Here is a 17,904-nt window from a genome sequence, read left to right on the forward strand (position 1 = left end):
CTTCCCTATTGTTTATAAACTTGCCCGGCTTTCATAACAAATTGCACGTTTTTAAGTACGTCGATATTTTTAAGCGGTGAGCCATTCACACTGATAATATCTGCTTGTTTACCAACACTCAAGTCGCCAATGAGTGCGCTTTGCCCCAGCAGTTTAGCTGCTTGTATAGTTGCTGATTTAATAGCTTGGGCTTCGCTCATACCATTGTTTACCATTAGACTAAATTCGTTAGCATTGAGCCCATGACGCGACACCCCAGAGTCTGTTCCAAAAGCTATATTGACCTTGTTTTTCAGTGCAAGTTTAAACGAAGCCTGCATTTTTGGAGTTACTTCACGCACTTTGTCGGCTATTGCCGGTGGCATATTTGGATTTGTAAGCACCTCTTCACTTACCGTTGCACCCGCTAAAAGCGTCGGTACTAAATAAGCCCCCGTTTTTTTAAATAACTTTATTGCCTCTTTATCTAAATAAGAGCCATGCTCAATAGAATCTACACCGGCTTTTAAGGCCGCTTTTATACCTTGTGTACCGTGTGCATGGGCTGTAACTTTACGTCCTAAGTGGTGAGCCGTATCAACAATTGCAATCAGCTCTGCATCTGTAAGTTGTTGGTTAACCCCAGCAGCGGTATTACTTAGTACTCCACCCGTGGCAGTAATTTTAATTACATCAGCACCACTTTTAATTACCTCGCGTACCGCACGGCTACAATCATCCGCGCCATTACAAATACCAATCCCGCCTGTAACCGCATCTGTAATATCTTTTCGATAACCGTGCATATCTGAGTGTCCACCGGTAGGCGATATTGTATTACCCGCTGCAAAAATGCGAGGGCCGTTAATATCATTTCGCTCAATAGCACGTTTTAGCGGAAATATAACTTTGTGATCGCTACCTAAATCTCGCACTGATGTAAAACCCGCATCGAGCGTACGTTGTAAATATTTAATTGAGCGCAAAGCATAATCGGCGTCATATTCTGTTGCCCAGCGGTGAGGGTTTGCTTTAGCATCTCGCTCAAACGTAACGTGAACATGCATATCAATAAGACCAGGCATTACAAATTGATTTTTAAGATTGATAATATCGGCATCAGGTAGTTTAAGTTCTGCTTTTGTGAGGTAGCCGTTTTTAATGGCTGTTATTGTATTATCTGTTATAACTAACGTTTGCTCTGTTTTTACTTTTTGATCCTCGGATGCAAGTAAACTGCCCGCATAAATAATTTTATGCTGTTGAGCAAAAGCCCCATTTGCTATTAATGCCAGCGTTATTGCAGTGAATGTTGTTATTAGTGTTGTTTTCATACTTGCTCCTTTTTTATACTAGCATTACCTTAAATAACCTGTAATTGCGAATATTTACGATGCAAAGCATGCTATAAACTAGTCTTGAGAGCCGTTTTTTGGTATAACTCCCCCATTAGTAACACATGTCAGACCACCTTAAGAGAACATACTATGCCTTACGCACATATCACTGGTTGGGGTAAATGCATTCCACCAGCAAGCATTAGCAACGATGAAATTAGTGAAATAGTTGATACCACCGACGAGTGGATAACCACGCGTACTGGCATTAAATCTCGCCGAGTGAGCCATGTAAGTACCGCTGAGCTGGCAACCGTTGCTGCTAAGCATGCTATTGCATGCGCAGGCGTTGATCCTAAAGATATTGATTTAGTGATATTAGCAACCTGTACACCCTCAACTGTTGTGGCAAATACCGCCTCACAAGTGCAAAAAAACATTGGTGCAAAAGGCGCTGCCGCAATGGATACAAACGCGGCATGTTCGGGCTTTTTATATGCTTTGCAAGCTGCTACAGCACAAATTCAAGCGGGTATGATCAAAAAAGCAGTCGTCATTGCCGCTGAACGTATGACCTGGTATGTAAACTGGGCACGTCGCGACAGCGCTGTTTTATTTGGCGATGGCGCAGGTGCAGTAATACTTGAAGCTGCCGATACGCCAGCGGGTTTACTTGGTACCAAAACCGGTTGTGACAGCGAAGACCGCGATATTTTACACATCACCAACTTTGGTAGCGATTTAAATAAGTATGAGCCAATTGGTCCTTCTGATTTATTATTTGAAGGCCGTGAAATTTTTAAACGTGCTGTAAAAGGTATGAGTGAAGCCTGCGACGACGTACTACAACAGGCCAACTTAAGCCTTGACGACATTAATGTACTCGTTCCACACCAAGCTAACTTACGTATTATTCAGGCTATTCAGCATCGCTTAAAAGTACCTGACGAAAAAGTAATGGTTAACATTGGTGACTATGGTAATACCTCTGCTGCGACTATTGCTATAGCGTTATGTGAAGCGGTTGAGCAAGGGTTAATTAAACCGCATTCAAACATTATGTCTGCAGCATTTGGTGCAGGCCTTACGTGGGCTGCAAGTTACATAAAATGGGGCGAACGTGTAACGCCTATTAGTGTAAGCGATGCTGCTTTACCACCTTGTGATAAAACTGGTTTAGAGCTTGTAGCACCAGCTGTTAAAGCATGTAAAGAAGCCGAGCAAAGCTAACACAACATGTAATAAGCCACATTTAAAACGCACTTATTTAAGTGCGTTTTTGCTTTTTAAGGAATTAAATTTGAAACTTTTAGGTATTCATCACGCTGCTATAATTTGTAGTGACTATGCACGTTCTAAACACTTTTATAGCAATGTACTTAAACTTAACGTTATTAATGAGCACTTTAGAGCTGATCGTAATTCATATAAATTAGATTTAGCCATGCCCGATGGTAGCCAAATAGAGCTATTTTCGTTTGATGGTTCGCCCGAAAGACCCAGCTATCCCGAAGCACAAGGCTTAAGACATTTAGCTTTTAAGGTAGCGGATGTACAGATTGCAAAAACGTATTTAGAGTCGTGCGACGTAAAAGTTGAGGATATTAGAGTGGATGAATTAACCGGCAAAAAGTTTACCTTTTTTGCCGATCCAGATAACTTGCCACTTGAGCTTTATGAGGTTTAAAGCTCAAGTTATTTCTTACTAATGAATCAAAAACTTACTTATTAAAACGATTTTGTAGGTAATTAAACACCGCACGAATACCTAACGCTTCACCACCCGTTGGACGACCTGGTAATGCACGTAAGTTCCATGCCATTACATCAAAGTGTACCCACGGTGTTGTTGGTTCAACAAATTCTTTTAAGTAAAGCGCTGCGGTAATAGCACCACCAAACGGTGTGCTTGCGCAATTTGCCATATCAGCTACATCACTTTTTAGTAAGCTTTTGTATTGTTCAAACAACGGAAGTTGCCAAACAGGATCATGCACGCTTAAACCGGCATCAATAATGCCATTTGCTACGTCGCGCTCTGTTGAGAAAAAGCCCGGAAGCTCAGTGCCCAGTGCAACACGACATGCACCCGTGAGAGTAGCAAAATCAATAATTAGCTCAGGATTATCGTTTTGTGCTTCGCTTAATGCATCACATAATACTAAGCGACCTTCAGCGTCGGTATTATCAATTTCGACCATAATGCCTTTGCGTGTTTTAACAACATCGCCCGGGCGAAATGCATTTCGCGATACCGCATTTTCAACCGCTGGTACAAGCACTCGTAATCTAATTGGTAAGTTAGCTGCCATAATAAGCTGCGCTAGTGCAATTACGTGCGCCGCGCCGCCCATGTCTTTTTTCATGTTACGCATGCCAGAGCTCGGTTTTAAATCAAGTCCGCCTGAGTCAAAACATACGCCCTTACCGACTAGTGTAATTAATGGAGCATCTGTCGCGCCCCATTTTAAATCAAGTAAACGCGGTTTATTTTCGCTTGCACGACCCACCATGTGAATAGTCGGGTAGTTTTGCTCTAGTAACTCATCGCCAACCCACTGTGAAAATTCGCCATTGTAAGTTGCAGCTAAATCTTCCATAACTTGCGATAAATGTTGCGGCATCATATCTACCGCTGGAGTATTAACTAAATCACGTGCAAGTGTAATGGCATCAGCTTGTTGGCTAATGCATTCATATAACGCTTTATCGCTAATGGCTAATTGCGCCTTTGCCGTTGGCTTTTCTTTATATTCACTAAATTCGTAACCACCAAGTACAAACCCTAAAGCAACCTGCTCTACAAAAGCGCTATCGCCTTGAATTTGATAAGTACCTGTAGGAAGTGTATTTGCTAAATTACCCGCAGCCCAAAAATCATCGCTGCTTTGCATTAGACAAAATACCTGGCTTAACTCGCCCGTTTTAGCATCAGGAATTAAAGCAACACCTTGCTTTTCAAAACCTGTATTAGTTAACCAATTTTGTATAAATGCAGGCTGCTGTGCTTGCCAGTCAGATAATTCGTTTTTAAGAATAAAAGATAAAGGAATACCAGAAGATGTATGACGTAGTAATGCACTCATTAAAAAGCTCATATAATATAAAAATGGTACTTAAGAGCATATCAATAAGCGCACCTAAAAGGTATCGCTAATTTGAAGGGATTTTAGCTACTTTTTTAAGCTATTTTTAGATTCTTGCTTTTGATTTTCTTGATCTATTTTAGCATCTAGTTCCTTAATAGATTTGTTCATATTAAACGAACTTGGCAGTACATCAACTCCCACCAAACTCCCTAATTTAACAACTAAAGGAATTGTAAGCGGAGCAAAAGGTAATACAGCAAATACACCGAGCCCTAACCCTTTTAAAATATCAACAAATTGCTCATTTGCGCGTTTTAACTCTTCTTTACTTGTGTGGCCTTGAGTGTAACGCCTATAAATAGAGAGCATTTCTTTAGTTTCTTGTTTTTCTTGGGCGAGTGCGATTTTAAGCGCCACCATAGCACGGCGAAAACGCAGCTGTTGGCGTTTTTTACTAATTTTAACTACCCGCCAAGGTGCACGGTGAATAACTTTATATAATCGCATAACTTTTATTTTCACACAGCAGCACAGGTTCACAAAGAATAATTTACTTACAACACCCTTTAACTTACCCTTTGCACCAAATTAGTATTAAATACATACAACAATGCAGAATATAACAAATCAATTACCGCAAAAACCTGAAAAACCAAAATCGGATGAATGTTGCGGTGGTGGCAGTTGCTGTCCCTGCGTATGGGATGAATACAAAGAAAAATTAGAAGCTTGGCGGTACGCACAAAACATTGAAAACCCCACAAAAAAAGAAACAAATAAATAACATTTAAATGAAGTTAGTGCATTAATATTCCCCTCAATAGCCTTATTTGCACTTATTTAGTTAATTTTAGTTTTACTTTGCACCACTGTTGCATTTTTTCTTAAATTGAATCTTTTTGTTATCAAACGGTTAATTAGTAATTGCCCTTCCTGTTTTTTATCTATAGTCTGTAGATAGGACTTCACAAAAAGTAAGCTTAATTGATTAGGCTTTTGAGCTAAAACCTCAAACTTATGTGAAACAAAAAATTAAGTTAAAAACAAATGATGTGAAATTTACATCAAAAATAAGAATTATTCTAACTGGGGAAAATTAGAATGAAATTAAAAAGTAATGCGCTAAACCAAGCAATCAAATTTGCTTTAGCTACAACCACTGCAGGGTTATTTATTTCTGGATCTGCTATTGCGGCAGACGAGCAGGAACAAACTAAAGTAAATAAAAACGTTGAGAAAATTGCCGTAGTAGGTACGCGTTCAGCTCCTCGTTCAATAGGTGACTCACCGGTTCCAATCGACATTATTGGCGGCGAAGAGCTTGAAAAGTCAGGTAACACTGACATGCTTGAGCTTTTAAAAGGTGCAGTACCATCGTTTAACGTACACCAAAACCCTATCAGTGATGCGGCTTCTCTTGTTCGCCCAGCTAACTTACGTGGTTTACCGTCAGACAGCACATTGGTTCTTTTAAACGGCAAACGTCGTCACCGTGCTTCTGTAATCGCATTTTTAGGCGGTGGTATCAACGATGGCGCGCAAGGCGCAGATATTTCAGTTATTCCAAGCATTGCGATTAAACAAGTAGAAGTACTTCGCGATGGCGCGGCTGCGCAGTATGGTTCTGATGCAATCGCCGGTGTAATGAATTTCCAACTAAAAGACGCTTCAGAAGGTGGTAAATTAGAAATCCGCCATGGTCAATTTTATGAAGGTGATGGCGATACAACACAAGTGTCGGGTAACGTAGGTTTACCGTTTACCGACAATGGTTTTGCTAATTTAAGTTTTCAATATAAAACAGCTGATGCAACAAGCCGTTCAGTTCAACGTGCCGATGCCGCAGCACTTTCAGCTGCAGGTGTGCCTGATGTATCTTCTCTTGCACAAGTATGGGGTGCTCCAGAAGTAGATGACGATATTACTATTTTTGGTAATGTGGGTTTAGAGCTAACAAACGACTCTGAATTTTACATGTTTGGTAACTACTCTGAACGTGATGTACGTGGCGGTTTTTATTACCGTAACCCGCAAACACGTTCTGGTGTTTACTCAAATGATGGTGGCGAAACACTACTTGTTGCCGACACAACACCTGATATGAGCGCTAACTGTCCAACTATCACAATAACAGACGGCAATGTACTAGATGATCCTGCTTACATAAATGGTGTAGCAAACAACCCAGATTGTTTTGCCTTTAATGAGATGCTTCCAGGTGGCTTTACACCTAACTTTGGCGGCAATATTACTGATACTTCTTTAACTATTGGTACTAAAGGTCGATTCACTGGTGGCTTCTTAAAAGATACTTACTATGACTTAAGCGGTACTGTTGGCTTAAATGAATCACGTTACTTTATTTACGACACGGTTAATGCCTCTTTGGGTGCAGATACGCCACGTGACTTTAGCCCAGGTAAATATGAACAGCTAGAGAAGAACTTTAACTTTGATTTATCAAAAGGTATCGACTTTGGTTTAGCTTATGATGTAAACATTGCCGGTGGTTTTGAGTGGCATGAAGAAACATTTACTATCGTCTCTGGTGATGAAGAATCTTACACAGCAGGTCCTTTAACAGAACAAGGCTTTGGTATTGGCTCTAACGGCTTTCCTGGTTTTAAACCATCACAAGCAGGTGAATTTTCTCGCCGTAACTATGCAGCATATGTTGATGTTGAAGCACCGTTTACTGAAGACTTCTTAATGGGCGTAGCACTTCGATTTGAAGACTACGACAGCTTTGGCACTACCACTAACTACAAAGTAATGGCTCAATACCATTTAACTGAAGATTTAAATATTCGTGGTTCTGTAAGCAGTGGTTTCCGTGCACCAACGGTTGGTCAAGCTAACGTAAGTAATGTACAAACAAGTTTAGATGGCGGTGTATTACAAGATTCAGCGCTTCTTCCACCAACAAACCCAATTGCAGTGCAATTAGGTGGTACAGAGCTTGAGCCGGAAGAATCGCAAAGTTATACGCTTGGTGCTGTATACACTATCGGCGAATTATTTTTAACGCTTGATTACTACAACATTCAAGTTGATGACCGTATTAGTCAATCAGATAAAATCAACTTAAGCCAAGCAGACAAAGATACCCTTGCAGCAGCTGGAGTACCTAATGTACAAGGCCTTGCTCAAGTAAGCTTTTTCACAAACGACTTTGACACAACAACACAAGGTATCGATTTAGTTGCAAACTACACTGCTGAACTAATGGGCGGTAGCTCTACCTTTAGCCTTGCATATAACTGGAATGATACTGAAGTAACTAAATTTAGTGAGATTACAGGTGCGTTTAAAGTTAAACGCTTAGAAGAGGATTTACCTAATCATCGTGCAACGTTCACATTGTCTCAACAATGGGAATCAGTTTCAGCATTTGCTCGTGCAAACTACTACGGCGAATACCAAGGTGTTCACGTTGATTATGATGCAACAGCTAAAACAGCGGATGCTGCAGTCACTATTGATGCTGAAGTAACTTACTTCTTAAATGAATCAGTTAGCTTCTCTGTAGGTGCTCAAAACTTATTCGACCAAGATGCTGAAAAACTTGATTTTGCAGATGCAACGGGCATCCCTAATAACAACTGGGGTGGTCAGTTCTACGAAACATCTCCGTTTGGTATTAACGGTGGCTTTTACTACGCTAAAGCAACATATACTTTTTAAACTATTTTCATGAAGAACCAAAGGCGAAATGTTAAAGACATTTCGCCTTTTTAATTTTATAGTTAATAAAAATAATAATGAACAATACCAATTGCATTGAATAAGTGTTCTATTATAGCGCTCAGAAAATAGCGTAATAACAAGGCGAAAACTATGATATATAGTTGCTCTATATGAATAATTTTTAACGCAGTGAGTACGCTATTTAATGCGATAGAATGATTATTTTTTTAATAAAATTGGTATAACTATGCTACTTGAAAAAGCCAACCAACTACTGCAGCAAAATAAACTCAAAGAAGCTGAGTTTCATTTTAAAACGCTATTAAATAGTAACCCTGAAAATGGTGAGGCTTTATTTGGCTTAGGCAGAATTGCCTTACGACTAGAACGTTACGACGCTGCTGTATACCTACTCCAAAAAGCCTGTGAGCGCTTGCCTCATATGCTTGAACCATTACATGCCCTTGCTGATGCATTTAACGGTGTTCATTCACCAAACGATGCACTAACGGTGCTGGAATACGCAAAAAAATTAGCAAGTCATAATCCAGAACCTCATTATTACTTAGCACAGCACTATTTAACACATGGCGAGTTAGATAAAGCTCATACAACTTTTGCTCATGCACTCAGCATTGGTGTATATCCTGTAACAGCCTATATTTTATTTGAACTTGTACAATTAGGTCGCTTTGATAAAGAGCATAATTATGTAAGTAATTTGCACCACTTATTAACTCAAACGAGTAATTTACGTTTAAAAATGGTGTGTTACTACGCATTAGCAAATAGTTACGATGCACTTGAGGATACCGAGCAAGCATTTAATTATTTTATATTGGCGAATAAATTACAAAAAAAATTAAGTGAATTTAACACTAAAGATTTAACCCCTTTTTACGATGAAATAATAAAATACAACACCGAGGAGTTTATTACCTCTGCCGATAAAACGTTTACAGGTAATATTACGCCTGTATTTATTATTGGCATGCCTCGTAGTGGTTCTACCCTTGTGGAGCAAATGTTGGCAAGCCATAGTCAGTTTTCAAGCCTAGGAGAAAGTACGAGTATTAGTAATAACGCAGTTGCTTTTATCGAACAAAAAACGGGAGTGACTTACCCGCAATGTTTAGCACATTTAACGCCGGATTTAATCAAAAAAGCCCGCGAGCTGTATATCACAACATTAAAAACAGCATCGCCCATCAGACCTTTTATAATAAATAAACTGCCGAGTAATTATCAGTCGCTCGGACTTATATATATTCTATTTCCAAATGCTAAATTTATAAATTTAAGTCGTGATTTTAATGCCACCGCATTTTCTATCTTCACTAATTACTTTGCTGAAAACGAGCCTTACTTTTGCTCACTACCTGAGTTTAAGCTTTATCATAAGTTGTATGAAAAACTGATGAGCCATTGGCACTCTTTTAATGAGATGCCAATTTATGATGTCAGTTACGAAGATTTAGTGAGTAACCCAAAAGAGCAGCTAACGCAGTTACTTGGCTTTTTAAACTGTAGTTTTGAAGAGCGCTGCTTAGCGTTTTATAAACAAAAAACACCGGTAACGACCTTGAGTAAACATGCTATTCGCCAACCTATTAATAATGCCGCAATCGCTAAGTGGGAGCGTTACAAAACACCTCTTCTAAAGTTACTTGATGAGAATTAATTAATCGGATGTGCTTTAAACCAATTAAGTAAATCTTTAAATTGATCATCACGCGCACTTGGGTGGGTAAGCATATTAATATGATCGTAATCAAAATTATGCCCGTGTTTACGACCGTAAATTCGCATTTGCTGAATGCCTTGCCCCGATTCGTCCATAAATTTTTGAATATCGATTGGTTGCGCTAATGCTTTATCTTTTACCGCAGCAATATGAAGCGTTGGCGGTAAATGCAGGTTGTTTAGCGTTTTTGCATAATCAAAATTATCATCAGAATCTATCCATGGCTTCTTTTTAGCCCATTGCATACTTTGATAATGCGACTTTTGAGTTTCGTTATCGCTACCCCACTTATAACCTTTAGCATTTAAATAGCCATGTTTTTTAGCAAGTAAAGGCGCCATAAAATACCAAATTAAATTGGCTTGTAATAATTTTTGAGGGTGACTATTAAATAAAGAACGCTTAGAGCCAAAATACACACATGCTTTAACATCGTTAATATATTCTGGAAAACGTGCAAACGCGCTGTTCATCAATACCCCGCCCCAAGAGTGAGCAACCCAGTAGTCTGGCTTTTTGCCTTCAATCAACTCTATTTGCTTAATAAAGGCAGGGATGTCTTCTAGGATAGACTCAGTTTGTCCATATTCGGACTCGCTCGAAATGATTGGCTTGCTATCACCTCGGCCACGTAAATCAGCCACATAACATCTATACCCATGCTCAGCTAAAAAAGGGGCAAGTCCTTTATTGGAGTGCGTGTAAAAAATCTTACCGTTTTCTATTGCTCCATGCATAAAAAATACGATGGGCCCTTGCTGATCTTCATCGCTAATACGGCGTAAATGAAGAGTTTGTTGGTCAGCTAAATTAATAATTATTGATTGCTGAGAAATTGCCACAGTTATTCCTTTTTATTATTTGCAACTCATCCTACCAGTAATATTAAATATACCAAAGGAAATGTCTGCACTTTACTCATCAGCATTTGTTACAATCACCACATCATATCTGTTGTTAAAATGAAGCCATGAAAGAAAATAAAGCACGTTCAAAATTACACCCTCGTAACCTACATAAAAATGGGTACGACTTCGATTTATTAACAACAGAGCACCCTGCTCTACTGCCCTTTGTTATAACCACACCTGCAGGGACTAAAAGTATTGATTTTAGTGATAACAAGGCTGTTAAAACACTTAATCAAGCTCTTTTAAAAGCACATTATAATATTGATTTTTGGGATATTCCCGAGCACAACTTATGCCCGCCTATACCTGGGCGTGTTGACTACATTCACTACTTGGCCGACCTATTAAGTGATGATAACCAACAACAAATACCTTTAGGCAAGCAAATTAAAGTACTTGATATTGGTACTGGTGCTAATTTAGTTTATCCGCTTACTGGTACAAGTGAATATAAGTGGCATTTTACCGGGACTGATATTGATACAGCCTCAGTAAAAATAGCAAAGCAAATTGCTCAGTTTAATGGTTTAAAAATCAGTCTAAAACATCAACAAAACGCATCACATATTTTTAAAGGCGTTATAAATCAAAAAGATCTATACCATTTAACGCTCTGTAACCCTCCGTTTCATGCAAGTGAAGAAGAGGCAAATAAAGGCAGTGAACGCAAGTGGAAAAACCTAGGAAAAACACCCAGTAGCACGCTTAATTTTGGTGGTCATAATAATGAATTGTGGTGTCAAGGCGGTGAAGTACAGTTTATCTCTAATATGATTAAAGAAAGTGAAGACTTTGCAGAGCAAGTACTGTGGTTTACATCGTTAGTCTCTAAAAAAGATAATATTGCAGCCCTTGAAGAAGTATTAAAAGCTCACCCAATAGCACAGTATAAAATTGTTGATATGGCACAAGGTCAAAAAATTAGCCGCTTTATTGCATGGACCTACTTTGATAAAGACACTCGTGAGCAAATTTGTAGCGAGCTTGATTAATACCAATTTTATTAAAAATAATAAAAAGGATAAGGCAATCATGATAGATTTTCGCTCTGATACAGTTACAAAACCAACAAAAGAAATGCGCGATATTATGTACAACGCACCGGTTGGTGACGATGTATATGGTGATGATGAAAGCGTTAACCAACTAGAAGCCTATGCGTGTAAGCGTTTTAATTTTGAAGCCGCACTGTATTGTAGCTCAGGCACACAAGCCAACTTACTAGCGTTAATGGCGCACTGTGAGCGAGGTGACGAATACATTTGTGGCCAAAATGCTCACAATTATAAGTTTGAGGGTGGCGGCGCAGCTGTATTAGGATCTGTTCAGCCACAGCCTATTGAAAACGAAGCTGATGGCAGCATCCCTTTTAGTAAAATAGCGGCGGCTATAAAACCAGACGATTGCCATTTTGCAAAAACGCGAGTGCTTAGCTTAGAAAATACCATTGGCGGAAAAGTACTCCCGCTTGAGTACTTAGCCCAAGCACGTGACTTTGTTAATACGCATAGTTTAGCGCTGCACTTAGACGGCGCACGTGCTTTTAATGCCGCTGTTGAGCTAAAAGTTGATATCACTGAAATTACAAAACACTTTGACTCAGTTTCTATATGTTTATCTAAAGGTTTAGGTGCGCCCGTAGGCTCTTTATTATTAGGCTCACCAGCACTTATTAATAAAGCAAGACGATGGAGAAAAGTACTTGGTGGCGGTATGCGCCAAGCCGGAATGCTTGCAGCCGCTGGACAATTTGCACTTGAGCACAATGTAGAGCGCTTAAAAGACGATCATGAAAATGCACGCTATTTGGCTCAACAATTAAGTGAAATCAGTGGCTTTACTGTCGATATGACTAACACCACTAATATGGTTTACGCAACATACACTAGCAGTATAAACATTGAAGACATTGCTGAAGCGCTTAAGCAACAAGGTATACTATTTAGCCCAAGCAAGCAGCTTAGGCTAGTTACGCATTTAGATATAACCCGCGAAGATATTGATACATTTTTAAATGCTTTGTCGGCCCATATTTAACGCGGCTTTATAATGTTTGCGGCATACCGAAACATATCGGTCATTGCCGCCAATTTCTACTTGGTTACCATCGGCTATTGCTTCACCATTTTCATCGGTACGCAGTACATGGTTAGCTTTACGCCCGCAGTGGCATACAGTTTTAAGCTCAACTAACTTATCAGCCCATGCAAGTAAGTATTGCGATCCTATAAATAACTCACCTCTAAAGTCGTTACGCAACCCATAACACAATACCGGTATACCGAGTTCATCAACCACATCGGTTAATTGCATTACTTGTTCTTTTGATAAAAATTGGCACTCGTCAACTAACACACAATGGCGCTTTTTATCATTATTGAGTGATTGAATAAGATCAAAAACATCTTTACTAGCATCAAAAACATGCGCATCAGCTTGCAAACCAATACGAGATGATACTTTACCCACGCCTTGTCTATCATCTATGGCAGCAGTCAGGATCACAGGTTCCATGCCACGTTCTTTATAATTAAATGCAGATTGTAATAACGTGGTTGATTTACCTGCATTCATTGCAGAGTAGTAAAAGTATAATTGAGCCATTGCGGTGCCATTTTATAAAAAGTGCGCTTATGCTACCTTAATATTAAATTAATACCAATTTACAAACGCGAATTTTATTTTGTCAGGGCCTGTTTATTTAAGTGTTTGTAAGTATTTAATATACACAGGTGCACTTTCAAATTTTGATAACCACTGCCACATTTGCAAGCTTAGAGCATTATTTTCTTCATAGAATTTTTTTGAAAAAACAAGATAACCATGGCTGGTTTCGTAAGGGGGATAAATAGGTTTAACATTATTACCCTCATACGGATAACTCGACACTTTTAAGCCATCTACTTGGCATAGATCAACGCTCGCCTGCACTACTCCCTTATCTAGCAACTCAAAAGCTTTGCTTTTAGAAAACGTATTATGAATAAAAAATGGTTCTTCTTTTAACGCGCTATTTAGCCCATAACCATTAGGAATAGCTATCGTAAATGCTTTATTTTGAAATACTTCACGAGTCTCCCATTCCTTATGAAATTTATAACGCCCTATAAGGCAGCTGCCAAATTCACTTACTGCGTAGTTATCTTGTAACTTACCTTGCTCATCAACAGGGTAAACAGCAACGTTTTCTCGCCCTTTGCGGTAGCTTGCAATAACAGCATTAACTCGATTAAATTCTAAATCGTTTAAGCATCTACGCCATGGCTTTCTAACAAATGATATTGCTACATTGGGCAATGCTAAATCAAGTTGTTGAAGTATTTCGATTGATGCACCAGGTTTATCTGTTGGTATATTTTGGCCATCACCTAAAAACATGGGTGCTATGTTTTTGTCTTCGTAACAAAACACGAGACTCTGCGGTTTGCTAAACGCAGTAGCGGTAAACATTAAACTGGCAATAAAAAAGTAAACTAAGCTATTAATACGCATAATAATTTTTATTAGTTGATTATTTAAATTATAGGTTGAGTTAAGCAGACTGACTATATTTTATCAATTAATTTACATTAATCCTTCGTGTTTCAGCAACCACAGTTTCCTTTCAAGCCCACCAGCATAGCCCGTTAACTTTGCATTTGCGCCAATAATGCGGTGGCACGGTACAATAATACTAATCGGATTTTTACCATTAGCAGCACCTACTGCCCTCACTGCTTTTGGGTTATTGAGTTGGTTAGCAATATAGCCGTATGTTTGCGATTGTCCAAAAGGCACCGTTGATAGTGCTTGCCATACACTTTGCTGAAATACCGTACCGGTTGTATCAAGTGGTACATCAAACGTAGTGCGTTTTTTTGCAAAGTACTCATTTAACTGCGCAGCGCAAATAAGCACCGCCTTGTTAGTAACTTGCTCAAATGGCGTATAAGAGTATTCAACTGGTGGATAAAAACCAACGTAACTCACGCCTTTCTCGGTCGCTTGAATAATTATGTCGTCTATAGGGCTCGAAATTGATGTTTGAATAATCATTATAATTGCTGCCAAAGTTGAAACGTTAAGTAAGAGCGAAAAGGAGCGCAATTAGCAGACTCAAACGGGTTTGCCGCTGCTTGTGCTTTTTTAACACCTAAATCACCGTCAAGTAATATATCGGGTTGGCTTTGTCCTCGCAGCTTTGCATAATTTACTGTCCAAGGGCCAATTCCTTTTAAGCTAAGCCATTCGTCTAAATCGTCATTTTCAGGATTTAGTGCACAAAAATGGGCTAAATTATGCAGTGCATTTTTGCGTGCTTGTGGCATTTTAAAAAATGCAAAATCACTATTAGTAACAATTTTAGCCGTAGGAAAATAAACGGCATCGCCCTCTTTTTCGCCTAATTCATCAGCTAACTTTGTTACTAAATTATGCGCCGCAGTAACACTCACTTGTTGTCCGAGTACCGCTCTTATACCGGCTTCAAAACTTGACCAAATCCCTGGAAGTCTGAGCCCTTCACACACTGTAAACGCATTGTTTATATTGGCGCTTAAATGCGTTTCAATTAAATTAATATCGGCATCTAAATCAAGCACTCGCCGTATATTATTTATAACAGGTTGTAAGTACGCCGTATTGTCTATATTGATAGATACACTAAAGTGGTTTTTATTAGCTATAAATTCAGCGGTAAAGCTTCCTTTATATTTATCACTTGCAAAAGTACGCCCGTAGCTCGTTTGTGTTATCCACTCCATTGGTTTTATCAAGCGCCTTTGTAAAAAGCCCTGCAAAGCAGGCCAATTATAAGGCGGCCTAAATGGCAGAGTTAAAGTGAGTGTTGACGTTGGTTTTTTATCGCCACTGCGCAGCTTCGAGGGAGCTATATTTAACTGCTGTAAAAATGCATCATTAAAGCGCCTAATGCTTTTAAAGCCTGCGGCAAACGCTATTTCGGTAAGGGGTAAATGTGTTTCTTGAATCAGCTTTTTAGCAAAGTGACATTGGTTAAATAATCGATATTGCGTAATCGACACGCCAAAATACTGCTTAAACAACTGCCTTAAATAACGACTACTTATACCTAAACGAGCTGCTAATTTTTCGCAGTCGTGTTCATCATTTTGATCTATTAACTGTTTTGCTCTAAGTGCAGTCGTTTTTGTACCCTGCCATGCTGCGCTGCCAGGGGCACTATCGGGCCTGCATCTGATACACGGCCTAAAACCATCTTGCGCCGCGTTATGGGCAAACTGATAATAAGCAACGTTTTTTTCGTGAGCCGTTGGTGCAGGGCAAATTGGTCTGCAATAAATACCGGTACTTTTTACCGCTACGTAAAAAAGCCCGTCAAAACGAGGATCGCGACTCTGACGTGCTTTTTGCCAATGTGAAGTGTCCATAAACGGCTCTATAAATTAATCTAATAGAGCCTAGCTTATAGAAAATAAACTGTATTACTAGCCATATTCGGCACTCAACTTACTGCGGCTAGGTAGCGTTTTTCAACTTCAGTCCAATTAATTACATTATAAAAAGCAGCAATATAGTCAGGACGCTTATTTTGATACTTCAAATAATAGGCATGCTCCCATACATCAAGTCCCAAAATAGGGGTATTTCCCTGCATTAAAGGGCAATCTTGATTAGCACTATTTTCTACAATCAACTTTTTATCTGGGGTCACACATAGCCACGCCCAACCACTGCCAAATTGACTAATTGCAGCAGCAGTAAATTGGTCTTTAAACTTATCAAAACTGCCAAACTGTTCATTTATTGCCTGAGCTACACTACCTTCAGGTTCACCTCCTCCTTGCGGGCTCATTACTTGCCAAAATAAGCTGTGATTAAAATGCCCTCCTACATGCTCTTGTACTGCTTTTTGTAAATCACTAGGCAGGCTGTTTATTACCTTAAGTAATTTTTCAGCATTTGCGGTTGCATAAACAGTATCTGCTAAAGCAGCATTGGCTTTATTGATATACGTTTGATGATGCAATGTGTGGTGAATATGCATCGTTTTACTGTCTAAATGAGGCTCAAGCGCATCGTACTCATAGTTAAGTGCTGGCAATGTAAACGCCATAAATTACTCCTTATTTTAATGTAGCAGGCTGTTTGTTGAGTTTTTTGAGCATAAGCAAAAATTCACTTGCTCTATTAGCTCAGGTAAAAAATGATAGCGTCTTGCAAATGATACAAGTTCAGAGGAGGTTTTAGTGTAATGATGCTTACTCACTATTTGTATATCGTAATGAGTATGCTTAATTAGCGAACAGAGTGTTAAGTGTACTTCGCATAGCCATTTGCATGCATTTTCAGGCTGTTGCATAGCTATATAGGTATCAGCTAAATTATGCGACGCAACAACAAGTGCAGGTATGCAATGCTCAATAGCATGGATGACATTGTTATTAATCTGAGCATATAAAAACTGCTGAAGAAGATGATCTGCAAGTGTTTTAGCTAATAAGTATTTATCGCGGGCTTCGAGAAGTGCACCTTGTTCAAATGCATAATTACCTTGCATTATATTCGACTGCCAAGGGCTTAATGCTTGATCAAGACAAAGTAAATCTGAGTGGGATTGTTTTTGATTTGAGATCATATAATCATCTGCACGTTTATTTATGGGCGTGTAGTTAACTTACACACCCACAAACCTAAATGCAAATGATTTTCATTAACTATTTAGCAAAGTCTAGTAATTCCTGCCCCGTTAAGCGATATATTATCCATTCGTTTTGAGGCTTTGCACCAATGCTATTGTAAAAATCGATAGCGGGTTTATTCCAATCAAGCACTACCCATTCAAAACGACCACAGTCATTACTAATCGCCTTATTAGCTAAGTGCTTCATAATGGCTTTACCTGCACCATTGCCACGGCTATCTGGGCTTACGTATAAATCTTCAAGGTATAGGCCATTTTTACCTAACCATGTAGAGTAATTATAAAAATAGACCGCAAAACCAATTGGCTCATCACCTTCTAAACAAATTATGCTGTGCGCAGTAGCACCATCGCTAAACAGCGTATCTAAAATAGCCTGCTCGTCTGTTTTTACTGCATCCGGTTCTTTTTCATATATGGCAAGTTCGGTAATAAAGTGCAAAATTGTTTTCGCATCACTTGGCTTTGCATCACGTATTATAACGGGTTGGCTCAT

At 39.1% G+C, this 17,904-nt stretch carries 18 protein-coding genes; 7 read left to right on the plus strand and 11 right to left on the minus strand.

Annotated elements, in window-relative coordinates:
* Nucleotides 1-5: 5 nt before the first annotated feature.
* Nucleotides 6-1,313 (minus strand): amidohydrolase family protein, encoded by a 1,308-nt coding sequence (locus QMA08_RS08580; RefSeq protein ID WP_290174198.1) that lies wholly within the window; start codon nt 1,311-1,313, stop codon nt 6-8.
* 153 nt (nt 1,314-1,466) lie between these two features.
* Between QMA08_RS08580 and QMA08_RS08585 the strand changes: the two genes are divergently transcribed.
* On the plus strand, nt 1,467-2,546 hold the full coding sequence (locus QMA08_RS08585; RefSeq protein WP_290174199.1) for a ketoacyl-ACP synthase III: 1,080 nt from the start codon (nt 1,467-1,469) through the stop codon (nt 2,544-2,546).
* Nucleotides 2,547-2,616: 70 nt separating this feature from the next.
* Nucleotides 2,617-3,003 carry a VOC family protein gene (locus QMA08_RS08590; RefSeq protein WP_290174200.1) on the plus strand — a complete coding sequence of 129 codons (387 nt, stop codon included), beginning with the start codon at nt 2,617-2,619 and terminating at the stop codon, nt 3,001-3,003.
* A gap of 34 nt (nt 3,004-3,037) precedes the next feature.
* Here QMA08_RS08590 and QMA08_RS08595 read toward each other — a convergent pair whose 3' ends face one another.
* Nucleotides 3,038-4,402, minus strand: coding sequence for a leucyl aminopeptidase family protein (locus QMA08_RS08595; RefSeq protein ID WP_290174201.1), 1,365 nt, complete (start codon nt 4,400-4,402; stop codon nt 3,038-3,040).
* Nucleotides 4,403-4,489: 87 nt separating this feature from the next.
* Nucleotides 4,490-4,912, minus strand: a complete 423-nt coding sequence (locus QMA08_RS08600; RefSeq protein WP_002959004.1) for a hypothetical protein — start codon at nt 4,910-4,912, stop codon at nt 4,490-4,492.
* 103 nt (nt 4,913-5,015) lie between these two features.
* On the opposite strand from QMA08_RS08600, the gene QMA08_RS08605 reads away from it, so the two are divergent.
* The 3 genes from QMA08_RS08605 to QMA08_RS08615 all read left to right on the plus strand — a co-directional run bounded on the left by QMA08_RS08605 (nt 5,016) and on the right by QMA08_RS08615 (nt 9,773).
* On the plus strand, nt 5,016-5,189 hold the full coding sequence (locus QMA08_RS08605; RefSeq protein WP_149603594.1) for an oxidoreductase-like domain-containing protein: 174 nt from the start codon (nt 5,016-5,018) through the stop codon (nt 5,187-5,189).
* A 317-nt stretch (nt 5,190-5,506) separates the two neighbouring features.
* Complete coding sequence (locus tag QMA08_RS08610; RefSeq protein WP_002959002.1) at nt 5,507-8,089, plus strand: TonB-dependent receptor; 2,583 nt, start codon at nt 5,507-5,509, stop codon at nt 8,087-8,089.
* Between the two features lie 250 nt (nt 8,090-8,339).
* Entirely contained in the window at nt 8,340-9,773 is a 1,434-nt protein-coding gene (locus QMA08_RS08615) for a tetratricopeptide repeat-containing sulfotransferase family protein (protein ID WP_290174202.1), read from the plus strand.
* Here the strand turns inward: QMA08_RS08615 and QMA08_RS08620 are convergent.
* The gene (locus tag QMA08_RS08620) at nt 9,770-10,678 is read right to left on the minus strand and encodes an alpha/beta fold hydrolase (RefSeq protein WP_002958999.1); all 909 of its coding nucleotides are present in this window, start codon (nt 10,676-10,678) and stop codon (nt 9,770-9,772) included. The two genes, QMA08_RS08615 and QMA08_RS08620, sit on opposite strands and share 4 nt — an antisense overlap.
* A gap of 128 nt (nt 10,679-10,806) precedes the next feature.
* On the opposite strand from QMA08_RS08620, the gene rlmF reads away from it, so the two are divergent.
* The gene (gene rlmF / locus QMA08_RS08625; protein ID WP_278382273.1) at nt 10,807-11,739 is read left to right on the plus strand and encodes a 23S rRNA (adenine(1618)-N(6))-methyltransferase RlmF; all 933 of its coding nucleotides are present in this window, start codon (nt 10,807-10,809) and stop codon (nt 11,737-11,739) included.
* 40 nt (nt 11,740-11,779) lie between these two features.
* On the plus strand, nt 11,780-12,784 hold the full coding sequence (ltaE, locus tag QMA08_RS08630) for a low-specificity L-threonine aldolase (protein WP_290174203.1): 1,005 nt from the start codon (nt 11,780-11,782) through the stop codon (nt 12,782-12,784).
* Here ltaE and QMA08_RS08635 read toward each other — a convergent pair.
* The 7 genes from QMA08_RS08635 to QMA08_RS08665 all read right to left on the minus strand — a co-directional run bounded on the left by QMA08_RS08635 (nt 12,758) and on the right by QMA08_RS08665 (nt 17,904).
* Nucleotides 12,758-13,351, minus strand: a complete 594-nt coding sequence (locus QMA08_RS08635) for a thymidine kinase (protein WP_007582344.1) — start codon at nt 13,349-13,351, stop codon at nt 12,758-12,760. The two genes, ltaE and QMA08_RS08635, sit on opposite strands and share 27 nt — an antisense overlap.
* Nucleotides 13,352-13,444: 93 nt before the next feature.
* Entirely contained in the window at nt 13,445-14,239 is a 795-nt protein-coding gene (locus QMA08_RS08640; protein ID WP_002958995.1) for a hypothetical protein, read from the minus strand.
* Nucleotides 14,240-14,311: 72 nt separating this feature from the next.
* A complete protein-coding gene (locus tag QMA08_RS08645) occupies nt 14,312-14,782 on the minus strand; it encodes a methylated-DNA--[protein]-cysteine S-methyltransferase (protein WP_002958994.1) in 471 nt (156 codons plus the stop codon).
* A complete protein-coding gene (locus QMA08_RS08650; protein ID WP_290174204.1) occupies nt 14,782-16,134 on the minus strand; it encodes an AlkA N-terminal domain-containing protein in 1,353 nt (450 codons plus the stop codon). The genes QMA08_RS08645 and QMA08_RS08650 overlap by 1 nt, the downstream gene beginning before the upstream one ends.
* A 74-nt stretch (nt 16,135-16,208) precedes the next feature.
* A complete protein-coding gene (locus QMA08_RS08655; protein ID WP_290174205.1) occupies nt 16,209-16,820 on the minus strand; it encodes a superoxide dismutase in 612 nt (203 codons plus the stop codon).
* 15 nt (nt 16,821-16,835) lie between these two features.
* The gene (locus QMA08_RS08660; protein WP_290174206.1) at nt 16,836-17,342 is read right to left on the minus strand and encodes a hypothetical protein; all 507 of its coding nucleotides are present in this window, start codon (nt 17,340-17,342) and stop codon (nt 16,836-16,838) included.
* A 79-nt stretch (nt 17,343-17,421) separates the two neighbouring features.
* Nucleotides 17,422-17,904 carry a GNAT family N-acetyltransferase gene (locus QMA08_RS08665; RefSeq protein ID WP_002958990.1) on the minus strand — a complete coding sequence of 161 codons (483 nt, stop codon included), beginning with the start codon at nt 17,902-17,904 and terminating at the stop codon, nt 17,422-17,424.

Source organism: Pseudoalteromonas sp. APC 3355 (assembly GCF_030407615.1).
In the GTDB taxonomy this organism is placed as follows: domain Bacteria; phylum Pseudomonadota; class Gammaproteobacteria; order Enterobacterales; family Alteromonadaceae; genus Pseudoalteromonas; species Pseudoalteromonas distincta.